Annotated in this window: 16 protein-coding genes, 1 tRNA gene and 1 pseudogene; 10 read left to right on the top strand and 8 right to left on the bottom strand. The window is 46.6% G+C overall.

The window, feature by feature from the left end; all coding sequences use genetic code 11:
• Positions 1-5: 5 nt before the first annotated feature.
• Positions 6-731, bottom strand: a complete 726-nt coding sequence (locus QUB77_RS23175) for a DUF3120 domain-containing protein (protein ID WP_333082351.1) — start codon at positions 729-731, stop codon at positions 6-8.
• Positions 724-1,308 carry a hypothetical protein gene (locus QUB77_RS23170; protein WP_333177660.1) on the bottom strand — a complete coding sequence of 195 codons (585 nt, stop codon included), beginning with the start codon at positions 1,306-1,308 and terminating at the stop codon, positions 724-726. The genes QUB77_RS23175 and QUB77_RS23170 overlap by 8 nt, the downstream gene beginning before the upstream one ends.
• Before the next feature lie 712 nt (positions 1,309-2,020).
• Between QUB77_RS23170 and QUB77_RS23165 the strand changes: the two genes are divergently transcribed.
• The 3 genes from QUB77_RS23165 (at position 2,021) to mazF (ending at position 4,048) form a co-directional block, all read left to right on the top strand.
• Positions 2,021-3,280, top strand: coding sequence for a ferrochelatase (locus QUB77_RS23165; protein ID WP_333177662.1), 1,260 nt, complete (start codon positions 2,021-2,023; stop codon positions 3,278-3,280).
• A gap of 184 nt (positions 3,281-3,464) precedes the next feature.
• Positions 3,465-3,707: an AbrB/MazE/SpoVT family DNA-binding domain-containing protein gene (locus tag QUB77_RS23160; RefSeq protein ID WP_333177665.1), complete on the top strand. Its 243-nt coding sequence runs from the start codon at positions 3,465-3,467 to the stop codon at positions 3,705-3,707.
• A complete protein-coding gene (gene mazF / locus QUB77_RS23155) occupies positions 3,704-4,048 on the top strand; it encodes an endoribonuclease MazF (protein WP_333177666.1) in 345 nt (114 codons plus the stop codon). Before QUB77_RS23160 ends, mazF begins: the two co-directional genes overlap by 4 nt.
• A 66-nt stretch (positions 4,049-4,114) precedes the next feature.
• On the opposite strand, the gene QUB77_RS23150 is transcribed toward mazF, so the two are convergent.
• Positions 4,115-5,272: an aminotransferase class V-fold PLP-dependent enzyme gene (locus QUB77_RS23150; protein WP_333177669.1), complete on the bottom strand. Its 1,158-nt coding sequence runs from the start codon at positions 5,270-5,272 to the stop codon at positions 4,115-4,117.
• Between the two features lie 95 nt (positions 5,273-5,367).
• On the opposite strand from QUB77_RS23150, the gene QUB77_RS23145 reads away from it, so the two are divergent.
• From QUB77_RS23145 to QUB77_RS23130, 4 genes are all read left to right on the top strand, one after another.
• Positions 5,368-7,218 (top strand): TM0106 family RecB-like putative nuclease, encoded by a 1,851-nt coding sequence (locus tag QUB77_RS23145; RefSeq protein ID WP_333177672.1) that lies wholly within the window; start codon positions 5,368-5,370, stop codon positions 7,216-7,218.
• Positions 7,219-7,303: 85 nt separating this feature from the next.
• Positions 7,304-8,431 (top strand): esterase-like activity of phytase family protein, encoded by a 1,128-nt coding sequence (locus tag QUB77_RS23140; RefSeq protein ID WP_333323546.1) that lies wholly within the window; start codon positions 7,304-7,306, stop codon positions 8,429-8,431.
• 56 nt (positions 8,432-8,487) lie between these two features.
• Positions 8,488-8,561: transfer RNA gene (locus QUB77_RS23135), tRNA-Asp, on the top strand.
• A 446-nt stretch (positions 8,562-9,007) separates the two neighbouring features.
• On the top strand, positions 9,008-10,153 hold the full coding sequence (locus QUB77_RS23130) for a GTPase (protein ID WP_333323544.1): 1,146 nt from the start codon (positions 9,008-9,010) through the stop codon (positions 10,151-10,153).
• 148 nt (positions 10,154-10,301) lie between these two features.
• On the opposite strand, the gene QUB77_RS23125 is transcribed toward QUB77_RS23130, so the two are convergent.
• A complete protein-coding gene (locus QUB77_RS23125; RefSeq protein ID WP_006632034.1) occupies positions 10,302-10,511 on the bottom strand; it encodes a hypothetical protein in 210 nt (69 codons plus the stop codon).
• A 97-nt stretch (positions 10,512-10,608) separates the two neighbouring features.
• Positions 10,609-11,157 carry a DUF393 domain-containing protein gene (locus QUB77_RS23120; protein WP_333323543.1) on the bottom strand — a complete coding sequence of 183 codons (549 nt, stop codon included), beginning with the start codon at positions 11,155-11,157 and terminating at the stop codon, positions 10,609-10,611.
• A 299-nt stretch (positions 11,158-11,456) separates the two neighbouring features.
• On the opposite strand from QUB77_RS23120, the pseudogene gltX reads away from it, so the two are divergent.
• A pseudogene (gene gltX, locus QUB77_RS23115) lies at positions 11,457-12,899 on the top strand (glutamate--tRNA ligase); the annotation flags it as partial.
• A 402-nt stretch (positions 12,900-13,301) separates the two neighbouring features.
• Positions 13,302-13,736: a CAAD domain-containing protein gene (locus tag QUB77_RS23110; protein ID WP_333177808.1), complete on the top strand. Its 435-nt coding sequence runs from the start codon at positions 13,302-13,304 to the stop codon at positions 13,734-13,736.
• A gap of 127 nt (positions 13,737-13,863) precedes the next feature.
• On the opposite strand, the gene QUB77_RS23105 is transcribed toward QUB77_RS23110, so the two are convergent.
• The 3 genes from QUB77_RS23105 to QUB77_RS23095 form a co-directional block, all read right to left on the bottom strand.
• Positions 13,864-17,544: a CHAT domain-containing tetratricopeptide repeat protein gene (locus QUB77_RS23105; protein ID WP_333177684.1), complete on the bottom strand. Its 3,681-nt coding sequence runs from the start codon at positions 17,542-17,544 to the stop codon at positions 13,864-13,866.
• A gap of 30 nt (positions 17,545-17,574) precedes the next feature.
• Positions 17,575-18,801: a transposase gene (locus tag QUB77_RS23100; RefSeq protein WP_333177687.1), complete on the bottom strand. Its 1,227-nt coding sequence runs from the start codon at positions 18,799-18,801 to the stop codon at positions 17,575-17,577.
• A gap of 574 nt (positions 18,802-19,375) precedes the next feature.
• The gene (locus QUB77_RS23095) at positions 19,376-20,647 is read right to left on the bottom strand and encodes an aspartate aminotransferase family protein (protein WP_333177690.1); all 1,272 of its coding nucleotides are present in this window, start codon (positions 20,645-20,647) and stop codon (positions 19,376-19,378) included.
• Positions 20,648-20,775: 128 nt separating this feature from the next.
• Here QUB77_RS23095 and QUB77_RS23090 point away from each other — a divergent pair, with 128 nt between their 5' ends.
• A complete protein-coding gene (locus QUB77_RS23090) occupies positions 20,776-22,053 on the top strand; it encodes a ribulose bisphosphate carboxylase small subunit (RefSeq protein ID WP_333177693.1) in 1,278 nt (425 codons plus the stop codon).
• The last annotated feature ends 503 nt before the right edge of the window (positions 22,054-22,556 follow it).

Below are 22,556 nucleotides of genomic sequence, written 5' to 3'. Positions count from 1 at the left end.
AGATATTAAGCAGCAGAAGCAGCCAGCCAAAATAAACCATCTACCAAAAGCGTGCTTAACACAGCGCCGCTGAAAGCGCGCCAGTGCAGTTCTCGATCGCGCAAACTCAGCAAACCGACTGTTAGCAGCACAGCGATTAAAACTAGAGCACAGCCTATGCCCCAAGGAGTTTCAATTTGACCGATCGCACTTTGAAAAATCGGCATTGCTAATTCCGGTTCCGCGTGCATCACTTGCCGCCAGTAGGGCATCAACCCAGTTAAATAAAAATATAAATCAGTAATGGCAGTGCCCAAGAGCGAACCTAAATAAAAATAGCCGCCCACTTTTCCCCAAGATTTGCCCAAGCACCAAATAGCAAAAGGTAAGCCAATTGCTTCTATAGGTAGATGTAAAATTGGTTCCCATCTAAACCACCCCCAATAGATAGAACCTGCCAGCCAACATCCGGCAAATCCTAATAATAAATCTCCCCAAAGTTGTGTTTTGGGGCGGAAAATTAGAATTAAACTCAGAACGAACCAGGGGATAGTTGACAGCAAACTGATAGTTGGATATAAGCGCACTAAGGGTGCTTGCACGAAGACTGGAATTGAGACTAAAAATGCTGAGGCACTAAATATCAACCACTGTTTGATGGTGTTTGTTGTGCCTGAAGTGACAGAATTGTCGAGGCGGGCGATGGTGGCAATAGGTGCGATCGCGGATGATACTAAATTAAGATTAAACAACTGATTGGACTCCGTATTGTTTCAATAGGTGGACTAAAAATTTTGCTGCGGTTGTGGGTGCGACAGTCTCAATGCCGGCGGCGGTTTGGCTGACGTGCCAGCCTTTTGCCGTTTGGGGATCTCGCCATAAATCCAAATGTTCGATCGCGGGATCTGCATAAAAGCTTTCTCCACCGCCACCGAGAATTGCCGAACTCCAGTGCGTAAAGCGATCGTGGCTGATTCGGTGGATGGGAAAATTGCCCCCCAGGGGTACTCCCCAACCGTCTAAGGCAAAAAAAGCCCCGACTTTGCCGCCGAGTTGCTGCCACATCCAAGCGGCCCCGATCGCCCCGGCTACTCCTGCCGAAAAGCTGACAAATACTAGACTTTCTCCTGCTAACTCTTCGCTGCACAAAAAGTGCAATATGTCAAGAGATGAAAAAGGCGGATATTTATGAGCGGGAAAAATCTTGACACGATCGACTATTTGCTGGTTTTGGCGATCGGCTGCCAGTCCCCAAAGCCCCGAAAGTCCCGCCAGGAAACAGTCGGTTAGCTTTGGTTCGTGGACTCCGGGGCAAATTACCAGTCTCATAGTTCGTCAAGAAAGTTAATATAGTTCGCAACATAACTTTATCATATACCAACTATATCATATACTACCCCAGGGGATAGGGTGTTAAACTGATAATAGAGTCAAGTTTGAAGAGTATCCCCCCAAGTTAAAAGCTGGGAACGCTCCAAACAGCTTTAATCTGACGCAAGGTGAGGGAGTCTTAAGAAAACATAAAACTTATCCCCCCCGACCCCATTCCCTGTCAAGCTTAGCAAAGCCTGATTCTAGTTTTAAGCAGTTCTGTATTTAGATTTAACTTTTCTGGCGGCGTCGAAGCCGACCCCACAAAAGCTTAAAGAAACAGGATTGTGAAAATTAGAGGCCTGCCAGCTTAGCTGCCCTACGAATTTCGGGTCAGGGTCAATCGATTTTAGATTTTAGATTTTAGATTTTAGATTGACCCCACGGATAAATGCGGGGGCTTGAGGATTTTCGATTTGGGATTGATTCCACGGATAAATCACGTGGCGGGTACCACCTTTGAAATTCTTGGTCAAAAAACCTACTTAGGACTGATGCTCATCAATCCGCTTTCTAGGATAAATAAGAGGTTTAACCGGGAAGTATGGGCCAAGAAACCGGGAATCAGCCCCGCGCACGTCAGTCGTGCGATCGCAAAAAATGAAAAATCTCAGATTCACCCTTCATCCTGCCTGGATCTCTTAGAATAAATAAAATTGAGGAATACAAAGTGGTTGCTTCTCCAGAAAAAATCGAGTACAAAACATCTGCAGCACCCGCAAGTAACGATCGGGTTGCTGTATTGCTGATGGGTTACGGCGAAGTCGAAAGCTACGACGATTTTGCCAACTACAACGAACAAGCTTTAAATTTGCTTACGGCAAAGTTTGCGCCAGTACCGCTTTGGATTTATCCGCCGCTGGCGAAGATTTTAGCAATCTTTGACTTGCACGAGTGGAGTCACCAACACGGTCAATTTGTTTCGCCGCACAATGCAATTTTTGAACAGCAGCGCGCTGGGATTGAAAAGAATTTACAGGAGAAATGGGGCGATAAAGTAAAAGTGTTCAAAGCTTTTAACTTTTGCGCGCCGTTTTTGCCGGAACAAGTAATTCCGCAAATTAAAGCAGAAGGATTTGACAAAATTCTGATTTATCCGCTGTTGGTTGTTGATTCTGTTTTCACCAGCGGCATTGCAGTCGAACAGGTGAATAAAGCTTTAGCACAAACCTTTGATGGTAAGGAACATTGGGTAAAAGGACAGCGCTACATTCCTTCTTTTTACGATGAACCTGCTTACATCCAGCTAATGGCGAATTTGGTTGAAGAGGAAATTAAGAACGATTTAGCTGTAGCGCATTTGCCTTCTCAGATTGGGATTGTGCTGATGAATCACGGTTGTCCGCACAAGGCGAAGGGCTTTACTTCGGGTATTGTGGAAAGTCAAGCTTTGTACGATCGCGTGCGGGAACGTTTGATGTATCGCTATCCTTTGATTTCGGTGGGTTGGCTGAATCACGACACACCGCTGATTGAATGGACGCAGCCGGATGCGACGTTGGCTGCGAAGAATTTGATTGATTTGGGTGCAACTGCGATCGTGTTTATGCCGATCGGATTTGCGACAGAAAATCACGAAACTTTGTTAGATGTAGACCACATTATTGAGTCTTTGCAGAAACAGCGTCAAGGAGTTACTTACCGCAAATTGCCTTGCGTAAATGACCATCCAGAGTTTCTGAAAATGGCGGCTGAGTGGGCAAATCCGCAGATTGAAGCGTTGTTGAGTGAGACTGCGGTTGCTGTTAATCCGAGTTTGGCTTCGGCGCACCGCGAACACAGCCATTCTCACGGCGATCATGGTCATTCTCATGGCGATCACGGACACAATCACGGTGGACATTCTCACGGTGGGCATTCTCACGGTGATCACGGACATTCTCATGGTGATCACGGGCATTCTCATGGCGGGCACGGGCACAGTCATTAATTAGTTGAGTTAAAAAGTCGATCGCCCTTTGCTTGTTTTAGAGAAAGGGCGATTTCCTTTTTTATCAAATTTTCTGTGCTTGTCAAACATCCGCTTAGTCGCTACACTGTAGATACTCTGTATATACATTCTCTTATAAAGGGTAAATTCCTCAGAGTGATATCACTAACTAGAGGTTCAAGCTATGGTTGCGACGATCACAAAATGGGGAAACAGTCTAGCTATTCGGATTCCACAGAATTTAGCTAAAGAGATTAACTTGGCTGAGGGTTCCGAAGTGAAGCTTGTCTTGATAGATGGCAAACTGACGATCGAGCCGATAACTCGTCGGCGGTATTCCCTTGAGGAGTTAGTTGAGGCAATGACGCCAGACAATGTTCATAATGAGATTGATACTGGAGTTGCTGTAGGGAAAGAAGTTTGGTGACACAATCAAGTCCCTACATTCCGAGTCGAGGCGATGTCGTTTATTTAGACTTTGACCCAACTAAAGGACACGAGCAAAAGGGACTTAGACCTGCTTTTGTCCTGTCGCCTCGTGCTTACAATGAGAAAAGCTCCTTAGCTTTATTTATGCCTATTACAAAACAACAAAAAGGCTATCCTTTTGAAGTTCCCCTACCCCCCGGATTGAAAGTTCAGGGAGTAATTCTTGCCGATCAAATCAAGTGTCTAGACTGGAAAGCTCGCGGTATTCGATTGGTTGAGTCGGTATCTCAAGATGTAATTGAAGAGGTGCAAACCAAAATAGAGCCATTGTTACTGTAAAACTCTGGTATAAAGCACTTGAGCTGAAATCTAGTTTTAATTTTAGCATAATTCTCAAGCTAGAGACTATACTAATTGATTTGCGATCGCCCCAACCAACTTATCAATTTCCGCCTCAGTTGTAAAATAGTGAACGCAAGCCCGCACGCAATCGGGATTCAGAATTGTCCGCACCATAATTCCCTGTTTTTCCAACAAATCCACGAGCTGTTTGTGCGGCATCCCGTTAGTCAATCGAAACGAAACCAAACCCGCTTCCGGTGCATATTTCCGCAAACATTCTACATGACTGATTTCCGACAAACGCTGCCAGAGATACTTACTCAAACGGCAAATTTCTGCATACCTTTCCTCGATCGTACCCCATTCATGTTGCAGGGCGATCGCACTTCGCAAACCCGCATACAAAGGATAAGCCGAAGTCGCAATCTCGTAGCGCTGAGATCCAGCCTTCCATCCCAGCACTTTAGCATTAGCATCGGTCACAATTCCCCGCCAACCGATAAACACCGGATGCAAATCTACCAAAGCTTCCGCACTCACATAAAGTCCCCCCAAACCTTCCGGGCCGCACCACCATTTGTGACCAGTAAAAGCATAAAAGTCAACCCCCGACTCAATCAAATCCAAAGGCAAAACCCCCACCGATTGAGCCGCATCAACTAACACTTTGACTCCTGTTTTGTGACATACTTTTACAATCTCAGCCAGAGGCAAAACTTGGCCAGTATTCCACAAAATGTGACTGATAACCAACAATCGAGTATTTGGCTGCAAACTATCAGCAATCACCGCCACCGGATCACCTTCATTCAAAGTAGCCGCCAACGGACAAATCGAAACCTCAATGTTGAAACGGCGCTGAAGTTCCATTACACTAGCTACAATGCCGGGGTGTTCGCAATCAGAAAGCAGCAAATGGTCGCCTGCTTTCCAGTCAATGCCCCACAGCGCAATATTGCAGCCGACGGTGACATCTTCAGTCAGGGCGATGGTTTCAGGAGGGACAGCCAACTCAGATGCGATCGCACGTCGCGTCAGCATCGCCTCCTGAACCACCCAAGCCCCCACCTCCCCCGAAAACGGCCCCCCAAGCTGCACCCGTTTGTAAGCCTCATAAATCGCCCCTAAAGCAGGCTCAGGCAGCGGCCCTTGTCCGCCGTAGTTAAAATAAGCTTTATTGGCCAAAGCTGGGAATTGTTGCCGGTGATTGTCCTTTGTCATTTTTTTTGGGGAATTATTGATAGCGTTAATATTGAATAACTAATGCTGTGAATTTTATACCTTTTGCCTGATACTCTATGCCTTGCGAATACTAAATGTTAATAACTGACAAACTGCTACTTTCCTATCAGCGATGCCATCTCCGAGCATTTTTAGACACCTGCGGAGACTGGAAACAACTAGATCCCCCCAGCGACTTTTTGCTGAAACTGATGCGCGACAGCGCGGCATACCAGCAGCAAGTTTTGGAAAACGAGACTTACCAACAACCATATTATCCTAGAGGGGATTGGGAAGCTGGTGCGGCCGCTACATTGAGTTTAATGCAGCAAGGGGTCGATCGTATTTACCGAGGAGTTCTGATCCGGGGCGAATTTGGCAAAACCAACGCCGCAACAACTTCTCTGGTAGGAATTGACAGTCAGTATTTCCCCGAATTTGGCGAAATCCACGACACTCCCGTTCATTTTTCATCCTGCAATCTTCCCTCTTCAAACATTACCCTAATCAGCCGCCCCCATTTATTAATCAAACAGCCCGGACAATCTAAATTTGGCGATTGGAGTTATATTACTGCGGATATTTGGCTTAGCAAGCGACCAAAACAAGAGTATCAAATTATCGCAGCTTTTCACGCCCAAGTTTTAGCTTCTGTGCAGGAAACAATGCCCGATACTGCGTGGCTGATGCTGCGAAAAAAAGGGCTGTGGGCGGTGAATCTCGACCAGCGAACTCCTCAGATGTTCGAGATTTTAGACAACTGCATTCAGATGATAGAAAATCGGGATAAACCAGAGGTTTTCATTTCCCGGCAAAAGTGCAATCTTTGCGGTTGGTATACTATCTGTCACGCAGAAGCCGAATCTATTAAACATCTTTCCTTATTGCCGGGAGTTACTGCCAGCCGCTATTCTAGACTAAAAAATCTCGAAATTACTGATGTAGAATCTCTCGCTAATGCTAGTTCCGAACTGCTAGCTGAGTATCCAGAATTCCCCGACAGAGTTGCCTTTGATGTAGTGCAGCAAGCTAAATCGCACTTGCTAAATCAACCGCTGTTGCGGGAAGAAGCAAGTTCGGCAACGGATTTTGTAACGGATGTAACGGATAGAAGTTCGGCAACGGATTTTGTAACGGATGTAACGGATAGAAGTTCGGCAGCGAACGCTGTAGGGGATTTAACGGATGGAGGTGTGAGGAAAGAAGGAAGAAGGGAAGAGGCAGAAGTTAATCAATTTATAATTATACCAGAAGTGGTTGAGAAGAGTTTAGCAAAAGTTAATCTTGTTCTGGAAAAGACTACAGAAAATAAACCTGCGACATCTTCTATACCTGCGCCAATTCTCCGCAAGAAACCAATTCCCTATTCCCAATCTGTCTTTTTGCCGATCGCCCCCATCGAACTCTACTTTGATATTGAAGCGGAACCTGAGTTAAACTTGGATTACCTCCACGGAGTCTTAGTTGTGGACAGGTACAACAATACTCAAAAATTTCACGGTTTTTTAGCAGAATCACCCGCAGAAGAAGGTGTCATCTGGCAGCAATTCTTAGAATTAATGTGGGCTTATCCCATTGCTCCGATTTTCCATTTTTGCGACTACGAAGTCAAGACTTTTAAGCGGCTGGCCAAACTTTACAATACTCCTGCTTATTTGTGGAAACCCGTGCTGAAACGGTTTGTAGATATTCACAAACAAGTGACGCAAAAAGCGATTATGCCGGTGGAAAGTTACGCACTCAAACCAATTGCCCGCTGGCTGGGTTTTGACTGGCGAGATGCTAAGGCTAATGGTGCTCAGTGCGTCTGCTGGTACGACGATTGGCTTAAAACCGGCGATCGATCGCTCTTGGAGGCGATCGTCCGCTACAATGAGGACGACTGTCGTGCTACTTATGTGGTTAAAGATTGGTTGACCAATTTTTTGCTAAATCATGAGCCGTGATTTTCTGATTTAATGAACCGCTTTCGTCGCGGCGCGAAGGAAGAAAGGGAACAGGAAGATAGGTAATAATGTATTGATTGGTAAAATGCGAAAGCTAGCAAAAGCAACTATATTTATTGTGTGTTTTTTGATAGCAGCAAGTGTTGCTATTTGGGTAAACCAGTCAGCCAAATCTTTCGCCGTTACGAAAATAGATTTTATCGGCAGAGCAATATTTCCTACAGGTTCTCCGTTTCAGGGGACGGAAATTGGCGGAATTTCGGGCATTAGTTATGATGCCGAGAAACAAGTTTATTATGCCATTTCTGATGACCGCAGCAGCAAGGCTCCGGCGCGCTTCTATACTCTCAAAATCAATTTGCAATCTGGGAAACTGGAAAAAGAGAAAATTACTTTTACGGGAGTCACTACTTTATTAGATGAAAACGGCAAAGGTTTTCCTGAATTAAGTTTAGATCCCGAAGGGATAGCTTTTACTGGCAATAGCGTGTTTGTTTCTTCTGAGGGAGATGTCGATCGCCAAATAAATCCTTTTATCAAAGAGTTCTCCCTCGATGGTAAACTGCTGAAAACGCTGGCAATTCCTGAACTATTTTTGCCTGACGACAAGGGCAGTAAAGGCATCCGCAACAATCTATCATTTGAAAGTTTAACTTTAACGCCCGATCGCAAATACCTATTTACAGCTACCGAAAACGCCTTGGTACAAGATGGCGCTGTACCTTCCCTGGAAACCGGGAGCCCGTGCCGGATTTTGCGCTACGATGCGGTGAGTGGCAATCCAGAAGCATCGTTTCTCTACATCACCGAACCCCTACCCCCTGGTGCAAATCCTGTGGGAAAATTAACTACCAACGGTTTAGCGGATTTGGTGGCGATCGACGATAACCGCTTGCTGAGTTTAGAGCGTGCTTTCTCCCTGGAAACCGGCACAACTATCAGAATTTTTGAGATTTCTCTGGAAAAGGGCGATCGTATTGAAGCACTCAAAAGCCTCAAAAGCCGTCTCAGCGAGGTTTCTCCCGTTCAAAAACGGCTGCTACTGGATTTGGAAACGCTGAAAATTCCCCTAGACAACATTGAGGGGTTGACATTTGGCCCCGCCCTAGCGGATGCTAGCAGAGGTCTGATTTTAGTGAGCGACAACAACTTCAGTCCCCTGCAAGAGACTCAAATTTTGGGCTTCCAAATAAAAGTTCAAAAAAGCTCTTGACAAAAGGTGAAGTGATAGGCATAATAAAAATTGTGCCTGAAAAAACGGCAAAACGAGGGACAGTAGTTCAATTGGTTAGAGCACCGCCCTGTCACGGCGGAAGTTGCGGGTTCGAGCCCCGTCTGTCCCGTTCAAAATAGAAAATGTTCAAATTGCTGAAAAAAGCTATCGCAATTTTTTATTGATTAGAAATCAATGGGTAGTTGAACATTTCACTACTCAATAAATGGGTAGAGATACGGAAGTCTCTGGATATCATCTCTAATCAGGTGACATCTGGAGACTTTCCGTATGTCATCCGCTTACAGAAACAGCCTTGGACGCTTCAAAACCAAAGCAACGGGATTTTTGGCCGTTGAGGCGGGCTGTAACGAATTATTCTCGCAAAAAAACCCGGTTTCTTGCCGCCCGGGAGTCCACTACTAAGAAAGAGTTGCGGAAACTTGATGTTATATTTTAGTTGTTGGTATATGAATTATCTAAATTTTAGCTACATAACGGGTTGATTAGGAGAATGCTTACCAAAACCCCTTTATAGCAATTATTTGCGTAAACCATATTAGAGGAAGAGGGAAAATGCGTGACTCAGCCTTCGACGGGTTAGACGAAAAGAGCTTTTTTGACCGGGTACAAGCGAAATTTGTTGAACAAGCACCTGATTTATCCCAATCCCTCAACATTGCGATTATCGGCAAGGTAAGTTCGGGTAAAAGTTCACTCATTAATGCTTTGTTGAAACTGAGCCGAAGAAAAGCTTTAGAAATTGCCAGGGTAGGAGCAGTTTCGGGCGTTACTAAAGATTTAACAATTCTAAAACTTGATGAAAAGGTTTATTTAATTGACTCACCAGGTCTTGACGATGTGCGTGCAGAGAATAGTGAAGTCACCAAGAATTTTTTGAGGCATATTGATGTTGGCATATTTGTAGTAACTGGTTCATCAGATGCTTCACAAAAGAAAAGCCTAGATGACTTGAGGCAGCATTGTGATTCATTTTTTGTCGTTCTTAACAAAATTGATGAGTGGGATGATCTCGATCCAACGGTTGTAGACGATGTAGTCAATCAGTGGAAAAACGATTTAAAGGTAGACAAGATTTATCCAACTTGTACGAAGGGTTACGATCCTAAAAGCCGTAATCCCAACATGGATATTAGAGGAGTTTTTCCGCTACGCAGTGACATTGAGGAATTTCTCGAAAAAAAGGGAAAAGACCTGCTGCTAGCAAGACACATGGCTGAAAAGCAGTCTTATGCAGTCAAAATAATTGCGGTAGCTTTGATAGCAGTGGCAGGTCAAGCATTTATTCCGGGCAGCGCAGCATTTATTACCGCAACACAGGCAGTTGCCATAGGGTCTTTGTATTACTTATACACTGGCAAAGTTTTGTCTTCTCAAGCTGCGCTCGCTATCCTGCCAACATTTTTAGCTGAAACAGCGGGTTCCAGCCTCTTTTTGTTTGTTAAATCATTTCTTCCACCTACAGGTATTTTTGATGTGGCGGCGGCTGGGGTCGCAGTTGTTATCACTCTTGCACTATTGGCAACCGTTAATTCGATCCTTTCTAGTGATGCTAAGCTTGAGCAGGAAGAGCTTCTACGTTCAAAATTTACAAGCTACCATAAACAAGCTAAAGATGTGTTGAGGGATTTAGCATTGACTGACATACGCGATCTGCCTGAATGGAAAGTGCTTGTTAGCAAATTTTTGGATGGTATCTAGTTTCTGCCTAGTCCAGCGCGAAGTTGTGGCACCCACTCCACCCCCATCAACGACTCCTAATATTCATTGCCCTTTCCTAGAAATCTCCTCACAAGTTCTGCAAAGTATTTGCCTATAATTAAATTTAAAGATCGACTCCCAGCAGCCCTCAAAGGTGCGAGGAAATAAAGGGCCTGGCGATTTGATATGTCAAAACCAGGACGATGGGGACGAGAATCGGAATAGCAACTAGCAATCCCCATTTGCCAAACCTAAGTTTTTGACCGTCGGATTTGAACAGGAAAATCACAGCGGCAATTCCCATAAGTATCCAGAGACCACCGAAGCCCATGAAGACTGTATAGCCTGCATCTTGCATTTTTTTTAACCTTTAATAGTAGTCCATCTTTAATGTTAGTAGCAGTCTGTTTCTGCACACATCTTCTGATAAGCCGATCGAACTTATTAAATATGACTCATTTTGAGTTGGGTTGGCAGCGGCCCTGACTTTCGCACTCGATCCGCTGACTTCGATCGCTCATAATTGTTGCTAAATCCGGCCTTCCCGTCAGCTTCAGCCGCCAGTCTGCCCAAATTCCGTACAGCCAGTTGGCGATCGCCCCGATCACTGGTAACTTAGTCACAGCATAAATCCATCCCATCCCTAAAATCTCGTAGGTGCGGCGAAAAACCTCCACATTTTTAACCGTCGTACCGTCGGGTAATATGGCGTGAATCCGCCCCATCGCCGTTTCGTAGTCGATTCCGCCGTGGGCCTCCGGGTTGTAGCCATCATCCGCGATATCCACAAACGACACTAAACCTCGCCCCGCGTCCTGTTTTTTCAAGAAATTAACTTCCCGCACGCACAGAGGACATTCACCGTCGTACAGCAACTCAATCTGCCAAGCAGGCGCAACAGAGTCGGGTGAGGGCGCAACAGATTCGGAAAACTCAGTTTTAGCAGCAGACATAGGGAAATATATTTTAATGTCGTCGATCGCACACAAACATTTTACAAGCATCAAGAGTTATCAGATGGGCCTTGGGTACTCCTAAAGCAGTTATTTGTGGTGTGAAAAATAGTCCCAAAGGTGAATCCAGTCTTGGCCACCCGCAAGCTAATATCATCAAGATGCCCTCTGCTGCGTTGCCGGAGACTGTAGCCCGATCGCCCGATAGTCGAATATCAAACAAATCGAGGCAAAGCACCTGCCAAGCACAACTGTTAATTCGGCAACAAAATATAATAAAATCTAAAGTCTTAAACATCAGCTATTCCCCCAACCAGCAAATCGCCCCCAATCTAAAAGCAAAAATCTACATGAATGTCAGAGTCCGTCTAGCCCCCAGTCCCACCGGAAACCTACACATCGGTACCGCCAGAACCGCCGTATTTAACTGGCTGTTTGCCCGCAACCAAGGCGGAAAATTCATCCTGCGGGTAGAAGACACAGACGTAGAACGTTCTAAAAGCGAATACACCGATAACATCCTCGAAGGACTCACCTGGCTGGGTATGGAGTGGGACGAAGGCCCGAGTTTTCAGTCACAGCGTCTGGAAATATACCGCCGAGCAGTCCAAACCCTTCTAGACAAGGGACTCGCCTACCGCTGCTACACCACGTCGGAAGAACTCGACGAAATGCGGGAAGCACAAAAAGCCAACAAACAAGCCCCCCGCTACGACAACCGGCACCGCAACTTGACAAGCAAAGAGCGCGCAGCTTTTGAAGGCGAAGGGCGACAAGCTGTGATTCGGTTTATCATCGACGACGATCGCACCATCTCTTGGAACGACATGGTACGCGACACCGTAACCTGGAAAGGTAGCGACCTCGGCGGCGATATGGTAATTGCCCGTGCATCCAGCGGCGGCGTCATCGGCCAACCCCTCTACAACCTCGCAGTAGTTGTCGATGACATCGACATGGGCATCACCCACGTCATCCGCGGGGAAGATCACATCGGCAATACTCCGAAACAAATATTGCTCTACGAAGCTTTGGGCGCGACAATCCCAGAATTTGGCCACACGCCACTGATTTTAAACTCGCAAGGGCAAAAACTTTCTAAACGCGACGGCGTAACCTCGATTTCTGACTTCAAAGATATGGGCTACCTGCCCGAAGCTTTAGTTAATTACATGACTTTGCTCGGTTGGACTCCGCCGGATTCAACGCAGGAAATATTTACACTGTCGGAAGCAGCAGAATTATTTACATTCTATCGAGTCAACAAAGCTGGTGCAAAATTTGATTGGGATAAACTCAATTGGCTAAACAGTCAATACCTGCACAAAATGCCAGTGCCGCAATTGACAGATTTGCTGATACCTTATTGGTGGCAGAAAGGCGGTTATGAGTTTGACTTGCAGGCAGACCGGCCCTGGCTCGAACAAATAGCTGCTTTAATCGGCCCGAGTCTCGTTCGCTTAACCGATGCTGTGGATATGTGTAAGGTATTCTTCTCCACCACGGTGGAATACGAAGAAGAAGCACTCGCACAGTTGCAGCAAAAAGGGGCGGCACAGGCTTTACAAGCAGTTGTAGAAGCTATGGAAAGTCATTCATCCCTGACATCAGCCGAAGCTCAGAAAATCACTAAAAAGCTCAGTAAAGAGAAAAATCTTAACAAAGGGCTAATTATGCGATCGCTCAGAGCTGCTCTGACAGGTGCAATGCACGGCCCCGACCTGATAGAATCTTGGGTAATCCTTCACCAGCGAGGAACGGCTAAAACCCGTTTGCTTGATGCCATTAGCAACTTGAATGGGCCTGCTGTTGGTGTCGCGGACGAAACTCCTACCCCAGAACAACCACACGCAGAAACAGTCGCCGAAAGTTCTGCTACAGAACAGTCAGCAGTGGAGGCTTCAAAAGTCGAAACACCGACTCTTGAAACAATCGAAACCCCAGTTGTTGAACCATCAGCAGCAGAGGTTTCAGAAGCCGAAAAACTTGCGCTCGAAACAGTCGAAACGCCGACTGTCGAACCAGCAGTGGAAGTTACAGCAGTCGAAATACCGACTTCAGAAACAGGCGAAGTGTCGGCTCTTGAACCAACCGACGGGGAGGTTGCAGCAGTCGAAATACCGGCTCTTGAAACAGTCGCAGCAGCAGTTGAAATACCTGCAGCCAACCAGCAAAAAACTATTGCGAGTGGAGAAATGACTTCATCAAACGAACCAGAAACAACCGTTATCATTACCGAAATTCCTGCCGGAAGTGAAGCAGACAGTTCCAGCGATACCACAAAAGTCATAATTACCGACGAAACACCAAGTCAGACCCAGCAGATCAAAGAACAAATTCTCGCAATTTTGTCTGAGTTTCCCGCTTACATCGGCAGCTTTTACGAACAGTACAAAAGTCCCCTGACTGTTATCGGTGTAATTTTAGCCTCGATTGTCTCTTTGAAAGTGCTTTTGGGCGTAATAGACGAACTCAACGACATCCCCCTGCTAGCACCCACATTTGAGCTAATTGGTATCGGATACACCGTGTGGTTTGTCTACCGCTATTTGCTGCGATCGTCCAATCGGCAACAATTAGGTCAAGAAATTCAAGCCTTGAAAGAACAAATTTTCGGCAAAAAATCCTAAACTTTTGCTGTAATTTGTTGAATTTGTACCCGAAACTGACAATTTTAAATAAGTTGTCAGTTTCGGGTTTTTAAATGACTAAGGACTGTTGACTGTTGACTGTTGACTGTTGACTAATAACAATTAACTAAACCCCAGCCGCAGTAAAAGCCGCCCAATAATAAGGATTAGCAAAAGGATAGGGTTTGCGGTTGCGAATTTGCTGCAAAGAAGCCTCCGCAATCAGGCGAGAACTTTGAGAAAGCCGATCGAACATTTGCGAAATTTGAGGTTGAAAATCCGCCAGCAGCACCTCCAATTCCTCGCCAGTCAAATCCCGCAGCCACCTTTGAGCGTCCCCCAGCGCGATCGCCACATCTCCCACCTGCAACCGAGAAAACCGTCCCAGATTTTCATAAAACTTGCTCGTCAGCAGCAGCGTAGAAACATCGTTCACCTTCCAAAGACTGCTAACCACACTAGAGGTGCCAGCATACAACAAACCCGCCGACAAACCCACAAAATCCCCTCCAGCACCGCTAACTCCGCCAGCGGCAATTTCGCAACCCGATAAAGTAACTAAAAAATATTGCCGAAAATCCAGATTAAAAATTTCCTCCAAACTCAGAGAATCATTCCTCAAAAACACTGCCGATTTCAGAGGCCAAGCCAAATTCAGCAAACTCAAACAAGCAAAATGAGCGCATTTTTTCGGCTGCAACTGCCCTATTTGCTGGGGCAAATTCCCATTATTAGCAGACATTTCTTGGGAAAAAGCCTCTTTAATTGCCGGCTTATGGCGCACAACTTGTGTATTGGCAAAATACTGGGAAATCTTGCCGATTTCAATGTTGCTGTAGAACGCATCTCTGGTGAAAGTTGGAATTGCCAAAAGGTGCTGCAAACCGGGTCCGTACCGACCAATAGCCACTCCGTGTGCACTTTGTCTCAACAGCAATAGCTGACAGCTAGGAGCATAGCGAATTCCTCCGGCAAATCGATCGCTCAAATAACCAGCAGGCGCTGCAACGTCGCCAAAAGCCGAACCTTGAGAAAAATCCGAAAGGCTGTAGGTTTCCACATCAAAACCGCTGCGATCGCTCCACCCAGACCTAAAAATTCCCCCACCGTCCTCAAACCCGTCTCTCCCCGCCAAAGGCAAAGCGTGGAGTGGCAAAGCGTGCAAAAATCGGTGCGGCACAAAAATCAGCCGATCGCAATTATCGGGAATCAGCGCCACCACTCGATCGATTTCCAGCATCGCAGCCAAGCGTTTGAGGCGAGTCGGGAGATGATTGATCCAGCGACCTTTTTGTTCAGAATAAGCGGTGAGGTACTCCTGGCCCCAACTTTCGGCAGCCAAAGCATTTTCCGGCGAACACAGGTGAACGGCGGGATATTGTGCACTCTTTACCACCACAAAAGCAACCAACAATTCCCCCAAACTCGCCCACACCACAGCAGCGCAATTGTCATCAGGCAACAATTGGCGAATTTGCTCGAAAGCGATCGGTTCAACTTTGTGAGCTAGGCTGAAAAAAGGATCGTTTGCCTGCACCTCCCGCGCAATCAACCTATCAAACTGCTTCCACAATTGATTTAAGTGCATGAAGTCCGAGTTCGGCAGTAGAGAACCGCTGTTCAAACCTTGGCTATCGCCCTCAGAAATCAAGCTCGTGTTCGGCTCAGGTTCTTCCTGTTCTTGGTGCCGCTGTTCCCCCGCTATTTCCAGTCGCAGCGACTCCAACTCGCTTCGCACCGCTGCAGGAATTTCGGCTTTCGGAGTCAAATGGCATTTAACCAGCAGTTCTACCAAATTCCGATTCTTGTGGCGTTCGGCGTATTCCAGAGCCTTAGCGTAATATTCAGGTTGCCTAGCGCCGAGTTCCAAGCAAACTTGCACCAGGCATTTATAGAGTCCCGCCCAAGTGCGGGTTAATTTGAGTTTTTCGGTACTCGTCCGTGAAGCGTAGCTATCCCGTAGGGAATCGCCAAAATCGACTGTATCAACCCCAACTTCGCAACGCAAGAATTCCACAGTATCGACAGCCGCAGTAAAAACCCCGTAGGCGCGAAGCAAGTCGCCTCGAACTCGGTAAGCTTGACCCAAATAAAATAAAATTTCAGCCCAGCGGTGGGGATAGGTTTCGCGAGTGTAGACTTGACAGGCGCTGTGATAGCAACTGATCGCACTTTCCATGTGCGACAAATCTTCCGCCTCCGTCAGTTGCGAATAAGCCCTGCCGAGATAAATTTGCAGCATTGCCCAGCGGTTGGGATAGGCTTGCCTGGTGTAGACTTCGGCCGCATTTTGATAGCAGGCGATCGCGCTTTTGAGGTTGCGGTTTTTTTCCCCTTTGACGTGTTCGCAGAAAGCGCGGCCGAGGTAGGCACACAGCATTGCCCAGCGTTCGGGAGATTTTTGGCGGTTGCAAAACAGCAAAGCATTTTGATAGCAGACGATCGCCATTTCCATATTTTCGGCTTTTTCCCCTTTCACCCGCCGACTGTAGATCCTACCGAGGTAAGTTTGGATCGAAGCCCAGGCTTCGGGAAACTTGATGCGGGTGTAGACTTGTAAAGCATTTTGATAGCAGGCGATCGCCATTTCCAAATTTTCCACCGGATCGCCTTTGATGCGATCGACAAACACCCGGCCCAAATTCCTTTGAGTAGTCGCCCACTGCTGCGGAAAAGCTTCCCGAGTCCGCACCTGCAAAGCTCTCTGATAGCACGTAACCGCGTATTCGAGATTTTCAGCTCGGTTGCCCCGCGGCAACTCGCAGTAAGCATTTGCCAAATTATTTTGAGTTGTAGCCCAACGCCGGGGAAACACCTTGCGGTTGTAGACTTGCAAAGCATTCTGGTAGCAAGCGACTGCCAGTTCCAGATTTTGGGCTTTGTCGCCCCGCAGCCGGCGGCTGTAAGCACGGCCGAGATTGTTTTGAGTGCTCGCCCACTCTTCCCCGAAAGTTTCGCGGGTGCGAACTCGCAGCGCGTTTTGATAGCAGGCGATCGCCTGTTCTAGATTGTCTGCGGGATCTCCCCTGAGACGCTCGCTGTAAGCGTTGCCTAGATTGTTTTGCAGCGTCGCCCACTGTTCCGGGTACTGTTCGGGCGTGCGTACTTGTAGGGCATTTTCAAAGCAAGCGATGGCCTGTTCGATATTTTGAGCCTTATCACCTTTGGGACGATCGCTGTAAGCGTTGCCCAGATTGTTTTGCATCACCGCCCATTCTTGGGGAAAGTCTTTGCGGGTAAACACCTTAGCAACTGTTTCGTAACCGGCAATTTCGATTTCCAAGTTATGAGCCTTGCTGCCTAGGGGAAACCGCCCAATTTTGTTGCTCAGATTGCCGATTAACGCTGCAATGCGCCTAGTCTCCGATTCTTTGGCAGCAGGGAGCACCAAAGTGGCCCAGTGACGCAGCAGTTGTGCGAAATTCTGGTCGAGTTTGTCTAAATTGTTTCTCAGCAGCGAGTACAGGTGCTGCGAATCAGCGCTGCGCGCGACTGCCTGCAATACTTCTGCTAAAAAAGCCAGATAGGCTGCCCCGGTTGCGGGCAATTTATAATTCCCTTTTGCAGATTCTAAGGGTGCGATCGCCCTTTGGAAAAATTTTGCAGCTTTCAGCAAGCTTTCTCGCGTCAGTGCCACTTCTTCCAAATAAAGCGTTTGCACGAACCCAAAGTCGATCGACTTTGGGTTCGTCCTCAAAATCAAATCTATTCCTGAGTCGCCAGGATTTTCCAGCAGCGCTTGGAGCATATTAACATCAGTTTTGCGACGCTGTTCGTCCATCGTGCATTCCGCCAAACTATTAACCATAGGAGCGCTGCTTCCGTGCAACCAAGTGAACTACCCACCCCTAAATCGTAGTACGAATATAGTAGGGGCTTCTGTACTCATAGGCGAGTGCCTTAGCTGAGACTTTCGTCCAACCTTTGGTCTTACCTCGCCTCCTAAAGCCGAAACGGCTGAACCTTCCGCCTTTAGTATTTTGATACCTTCTGCTTTTATCTTTATCGCTGCGTTCCCCTCCCGATCGCGGGTAGCACAGTGAGGACAAGTCCCTTCCCTCATATCTAATGGCATCTCGGTCATTTGATGGAAACAATTAGAACAGAGTTTAGAACTGGAAACCCCTCTATCAATCTCGACTAAGTTCCCGCCTTTGCGTTCCCACTTGTAGACTAAGAAGTTGGTAAAACTTCCCAAAACCTCATCCGATCTTGCTTTCGCCAAATTTTGATTGCGAATCCTGTTCCAGAAATGAAAGTTTTCTAGTATGACCGCGAGGCGATCGCTGACCAACTTATAACTAAGTTTATGTAGAAAATCTTGCCACCCATTCCTCAACCCTTCGCCTACCTGGGCAACAGCTTTTTTATATTTGTCTTCAGAATTACTTCTTTTCTGCTGGCCTGTAAACTTTGGCTGCTTGCGCTTCAAGTTCTTCTGGTGCTTGGCAAAATGCTTGGCATTGTCATATTTAGATACTTTTTTATCATCGGGGACAATAGCAAAGTATTTCAATACTAAATCGCCAGCCATCCTACCTTTTTTTGTTGTCTGGTTCTCAGCCTTCTTGATTTCAGTCTGTATAGATGCCAGATTTTTCCCTGAATATTTTTTACTAATAATTGAAATTTGAATTTTACCTTCATCTAATCTATCTCTCTTTATTTTTGTTTTAGTTCTTATCCTATTATCTAAAATTACATGACACACAAATTTGACGTTTTTTGGCTGAAATAACAGTTTTTTAGTTTGACATGGGAACTTATAAAAGCCAGCAACTTCCTCAAAAAATTTTTTGTATGCCGTCGTTAAGTTGAGCGTAGTAGCTTGCCAAAATTGGCTGAAATACTGACCTAACCCTACACTCCCCTGGGATTTTTTGAGAGGAGGTAAAAGTGTATTGAGGCTGGAGTAAACACGTCCTTTACCAGTTTTTTGATAAACTTCAATTGATTTATTTAGAGCATAATTAGACCACCAACGCGCACCCCCAAAAGTTGAAGCTACTTGTATTTGTTGATTTTGGGTAGGATACAAACGAACTTGGATAGCCTTGTGTAGCAATCAACATCACCTCCTTGATTCTTCTATTCTCTCACAATATACAGTTGATTATCAAAGCATTACAAAAAAATTTTGTGACGAGGATTACATATTTTCTCTCTTGAAAGCGATCGCCAAAATTACTTGAGGATGCAATCGCCGTCACCAGCCCTTCCCACTATAACGGTACTCAGTTGAGTTGGAAGGGCGCGAAACAGTTAAACCAGGATTCACAAGTCCCAACAGACACGCAGATAGCGAAACTAGCACCTACAATCGCTAATAGTATAATTTTGCGCGTTGCTCTTGAGTAAAATCCCGGTTAAAAGCGCCGTCACCCTGTGGGGGCAGGTTTCACAGACAGTTCTAAAATTGACAAACCCGCCCCGACAGACTTGCAGCGGGACGGGTTTACTTTTACCCCGATCGGACTTAGGCTAAGAAACCGGGTTTCTGGGAAACTATTGGGTTTAGTAACGAGAAATCTCGAAAGAAACCCGGTTTCTGAGGAAGAGTGTGTCCTGGACTAAGTGAGTTATCTAGGATATGGCGCGAACTTCGGCGCTACAGCTAACAAAAAGCAACTCAGTAGATTTTACTGTACCGCTTGAGAAGGCAAGGCTGACTCCACTGCCTGCAGAGCTCGATCGACTTCAGCGGCGGTGACAATCAGCGGCGGGACAAACCTCAGCACTTTCGGCCCTGCAGGAACCAACAAAACTCCTGCGGCGATGGCAGATTTGACGATATCCGCCGATGTAAGTTCGATGTCAGCTTGCAATTCCATCCCGACAATCAAACCCCAGCCGCGCACTTCGGCAATTAAATGCGGATATGCCGCCGCCAACTTGTTGAGCCCTGCTTTCAACTGTTCCCCGCGCTGCTGCACGTTTTCCAGAAGGTTTTCCCGTTCCAAAGTTTGGCAAACGCACAAAGCTACAGCGCAAGCAAAAGGATTGCCGCCGAAAGTGCTGGCGTGACTTCCCGGTTCAAATACATCGCAGGAAGATTTGCACAGCATAGCGCCGATCGGGATACCGCCGCCCAATCCTTTGGCAGATGTAAAGATATCGGGTTCAATGCCAAGGTTTTCGTAGCCCCAGTATTTGCCGCTGCGTCCCATCCCGACTTGCACTTCGTCGAGAATCAGCAAAATGCCTTTTTCGTCGCAAATTTCCCGAATGCGCTGGAAGTAGGCGATATCTCCGGGGCGAACTCCGCCTTCGCCTTGCAGCGCTTCCAGCATAATTGCTGCTACTTGGCGTTCGTCTTTGTCGAGTTGCTCGATCGCACTTTCGATCGCACTAATATCGTTGTAAGGCACGTAGTGAAATCCGGCAACCAAAGGGCTAAAACCCTTCTGATATTTAGGCTGTCCCGTTGCCGTAATTGTCGCCAAAGTCCGCCCGTGAAAACTCGCAACGGCGGTAATGATTGTCGGATTCGAGATATTTAATTTTTCGTGGGCGTACTTGCGGGCGAGTTTAATTGCCGCTTCATTAGCTTCTGCGCCGGAGTTGCAAAAGAAGGCTCTGTCAGCGCAAGAATGGTCTACAAGCCACTTCGCCAACTCGCCCTGTACGGGGATGTAATAAAGGTTAGAAACGTGGTGCAGGGTCTGAATTTGCTGAGTTACCGCTGCAATCATTGCCGGGTGCGCGTGTCCCAGAGTGCAGGTAGCAATACCCGCCACAAAATCGAGATATTCGCGGCCCTCGGTATCCCAAACGCGGCAGCCGAGGCCCCGTTCTAGGGCGATCGCAAAACGCCCGTAAGTCGTCATTACATAGCTGTCGAAGCTCTCAGAACTGAAGGGACTGGCTTCGGCTTGCACGCTTGGTTCTTTTAGTAAGGTTTCTGGACTCACGAATCGCTCCTTAACACATAATATACAGACCTCGATTGTACGGTAAAAATCCAGGTTAGCGGTGCAGGCTGTTAGTTTTGTCATAAAATCATAACAGTAATCTCAATTAATCCCTCACAAATCTACTGATGAGTTATTACATTTCTCCTAACTTTCTCGATAAAGTTGCGGTGCACGTCACTAAGAACTTTTTAAATTTGCCCGGGGTAAGAGTACCCCTAATTTTGGGAATTCACGGCCGCAAAGGAGAAGGCAAAACTTTTCAAACCGAACTGGTTTTTCGGCGGATGGGCTTTGAACCGGTGATGATATCTGGCGGCGAATTAGAAAGCCCGGATGCAGGAGATCCGGCGCGTTTAATTCGCTTGCGCTACCGGGAAGCTGCGGAGCAAATTCGGGTGCGCGGCGAGATGTGCGCCATCTTTATTAATGATTTGGATGCCGGTGCTGGCAGGTTCGATACTACTACTCAATATACTGTCAATACTCAGATGGTGAATGCCACTCTGATGAATATTGCTGACAATCCAACTAATGTGCAGTTACCGGGAAGTTATGACAGCACGCCGCTGCACCGAGTGCCGATTATTGTCACCGGAAATGATTTTTCTACGCTGTACGCGCCGCTGATTCGCGACGGGCGGATGGAAAAGTTTTATTGGGAACCCAGCCGCGATGATAAAATTGGCATTGTTGGGGGAATTTTTGAGTCTGACAAATTGTCAAAAAGCGATATTGTGGGGTTAGTGGATAATTTTGCCGATCAGTCGATCGACTTTTTTAGTGCTTTGCGATCGCGCATTTATGACGAACAAATCCGCGAATTCATTCACAAAGTAGGAATCGAGCGAGTTTCCAAGCGTTTGGTAAACACTTTGGAAGCAGCGCCAGATTTCCAGAACCCCAATTTCAGCCTCGCTCACTTATTAGAAATGGGCAGTTTGATGGTGGGTCAACAAAAGCGGATTCAGGAAATGCGCTTAGTAGATGAATACAACCAATCGCGGCTGTTTAACGTTCAAGGAACCGCCAATGTTCCTGCTGCTGTGCCAACGCAAAGTCAATTAAACGACCCATCATCCAAATATTATAAGGCTTACGTTGAGCCAAGTTCTGAAGGTGGTAACGGTCATGCGGCGCGGCTGAGTTCTGAGGTATTGGAACAAGTAAAACAGTTATTAGCAAGAGGCTGCAAAATAGGCATGGAATATGCAGATAATCGCCGATTTAAGACTGGTTCTTGGCAAAGTTGCGCGACGATTCAAACTGCACAGGAAAAAGATGTGGTTGCATCTTTAGAAACTTGTTTGGCGGAACACGGCGGCGAATACGTGCGGCTGATTGGTATCGATCCAAAAGTCAAGCGACGGGTAGTTGAAACAATCATTCAGCGGCCAGAAAAGTAGACAAGTAGGGTGCGCAATGCGCACCTTACTACAAATTACAAATTCAACTAATGCGCGCTTTACAAGTCAAAGTAGGGTGCGCATTGCGCACCTGACAAATTCAACTAACTGCGCACCTTACTAGAAGTTAAAGTAGGGTGCGCATTGCGCACCTGACAAATTCAACTAACTGCGCACCTTACTAAAGTAGGGTGCTACAAATTCAACTAACTGCGCACCTTACTAAAGTAGGGTGCGCATTGCGCACCTTACACATTCAACTAACGCGCACTTTACTAAAGTAGGGTGCTACAAATTCAACTAACTGCGCACCTTACTAGAAGTTAAAGTAGGGTGCGCATTGCGCACCTGACAAATTCAACTAACGCGCACCTTACTAAAGTAGGGTGCGCATTGCGCACCTGACAAATTCAACTAACGCGCACCTTACTAAAGTAGGGTGCTACAAATTCAACTAACTGCGCACCTTACTAGAAGTTAAAGTAGGGTGCGCATTGCGCACC

The sequence above is a fragment of the Microcoleus sp. AT9b-C3 genome (assembly GCF_036705485.1).
In the GTDB taxonomy this organism is placed as follows: Bacteria; Cyanobacteriota; Cyanobacteriia; order Cyanobacteriales; family Microcoleaceae; genus Microcoleus.
The sequence above is the reverse complement of the archived record's forward strand: the minus strand, read 5'-3'. Positions and strand labels throughout refer to the sequence as shown.

What these genes read in the sequence shown, in the direction of transcription:
- QUB77_RS23125 (WP_006632034.1), bottom strand. Translation starts at nt 10,511, where the DNA reads ATGCAAGATGCAGGCTATACAGTCTTCATGGGCTTCGGTGGTCTCTGG.
- QUB77_RS23150 (WP_333177669.1), bottom strand. Translation starts at nt 5,272, where the DNA reads ATGACAAAGGACAATCACCGGCAACAATTCCCAGCTTTGGCCAATAAA.
- QUB77_RS23145 (WP_333177672.1), top strand. Translation starts at nt 5,368, where the DNA reads ATGTTAATAACTGACAAACTGCTACTTTCCTATCAGCGATGCCATCTC.
- QUB77_RS23105 (WP_333177684.1), bottom strand. Translation starts at nt 17,544, where the DNA reads ATGGTTAATAGTTTGGCGGAATGCACGATGGACGAACAGCGTCGCAAA.
- QUB77_RS23110 (WP_333177808.1), top strand. Translation starts at nt 13,302, where the DNA reads ATGACTTCATCAAACGAACCAGAAACAACCGTTATCATTACCGAAATT.
- QUB77_RS23140 (WP_333323546.1), top strand. Translation starts at nt 7,304, where the DNA reads ATGCGAAAGCTAGCAAAAGCAACTATATTTATTGTGTGTTTTTTGATA.
- QUB77_RS23130 (WP_333323544.1), top strand. Translation starts at nt 9,008, where the DNA reads ATGCGTGACTCAGCCTTCGACGGGTTAGACGAAAAGAGCTTTTTTGAC.
- QUB77_RS23090 (WP_333177693.1), top strand. Translation starts at nt 20,776, where the DNA reads ATGAGTTATTACATTTCTCCTAACTTTCTCGATAAAGTTGCGGTGCAC.
- QUB77_RS23170 (WP_333177660.1), bottom strand. Translation starts at nt 1,308, where the DNA reads ATGAGACTGGTAATTTGCCCCGGAGTCCACGAACCAAAGCTAACCGAC.
- QUB77_RS23120 (WP_333323543.1), bottom strand. Translation starts at nt 11,157, where the DNA reads ATGCTTGTAAAATGTTTGTGTGCGATCGACGACATTAAAATATATTTC.
- QUB77_RS23160 (WP_333177665.1), top strand. Translation starts at nt 3,465, where the DNA reads ATGGTTGCGACGATCACAAAATGGGGAAACAGTCTAGCTATTCGGATT.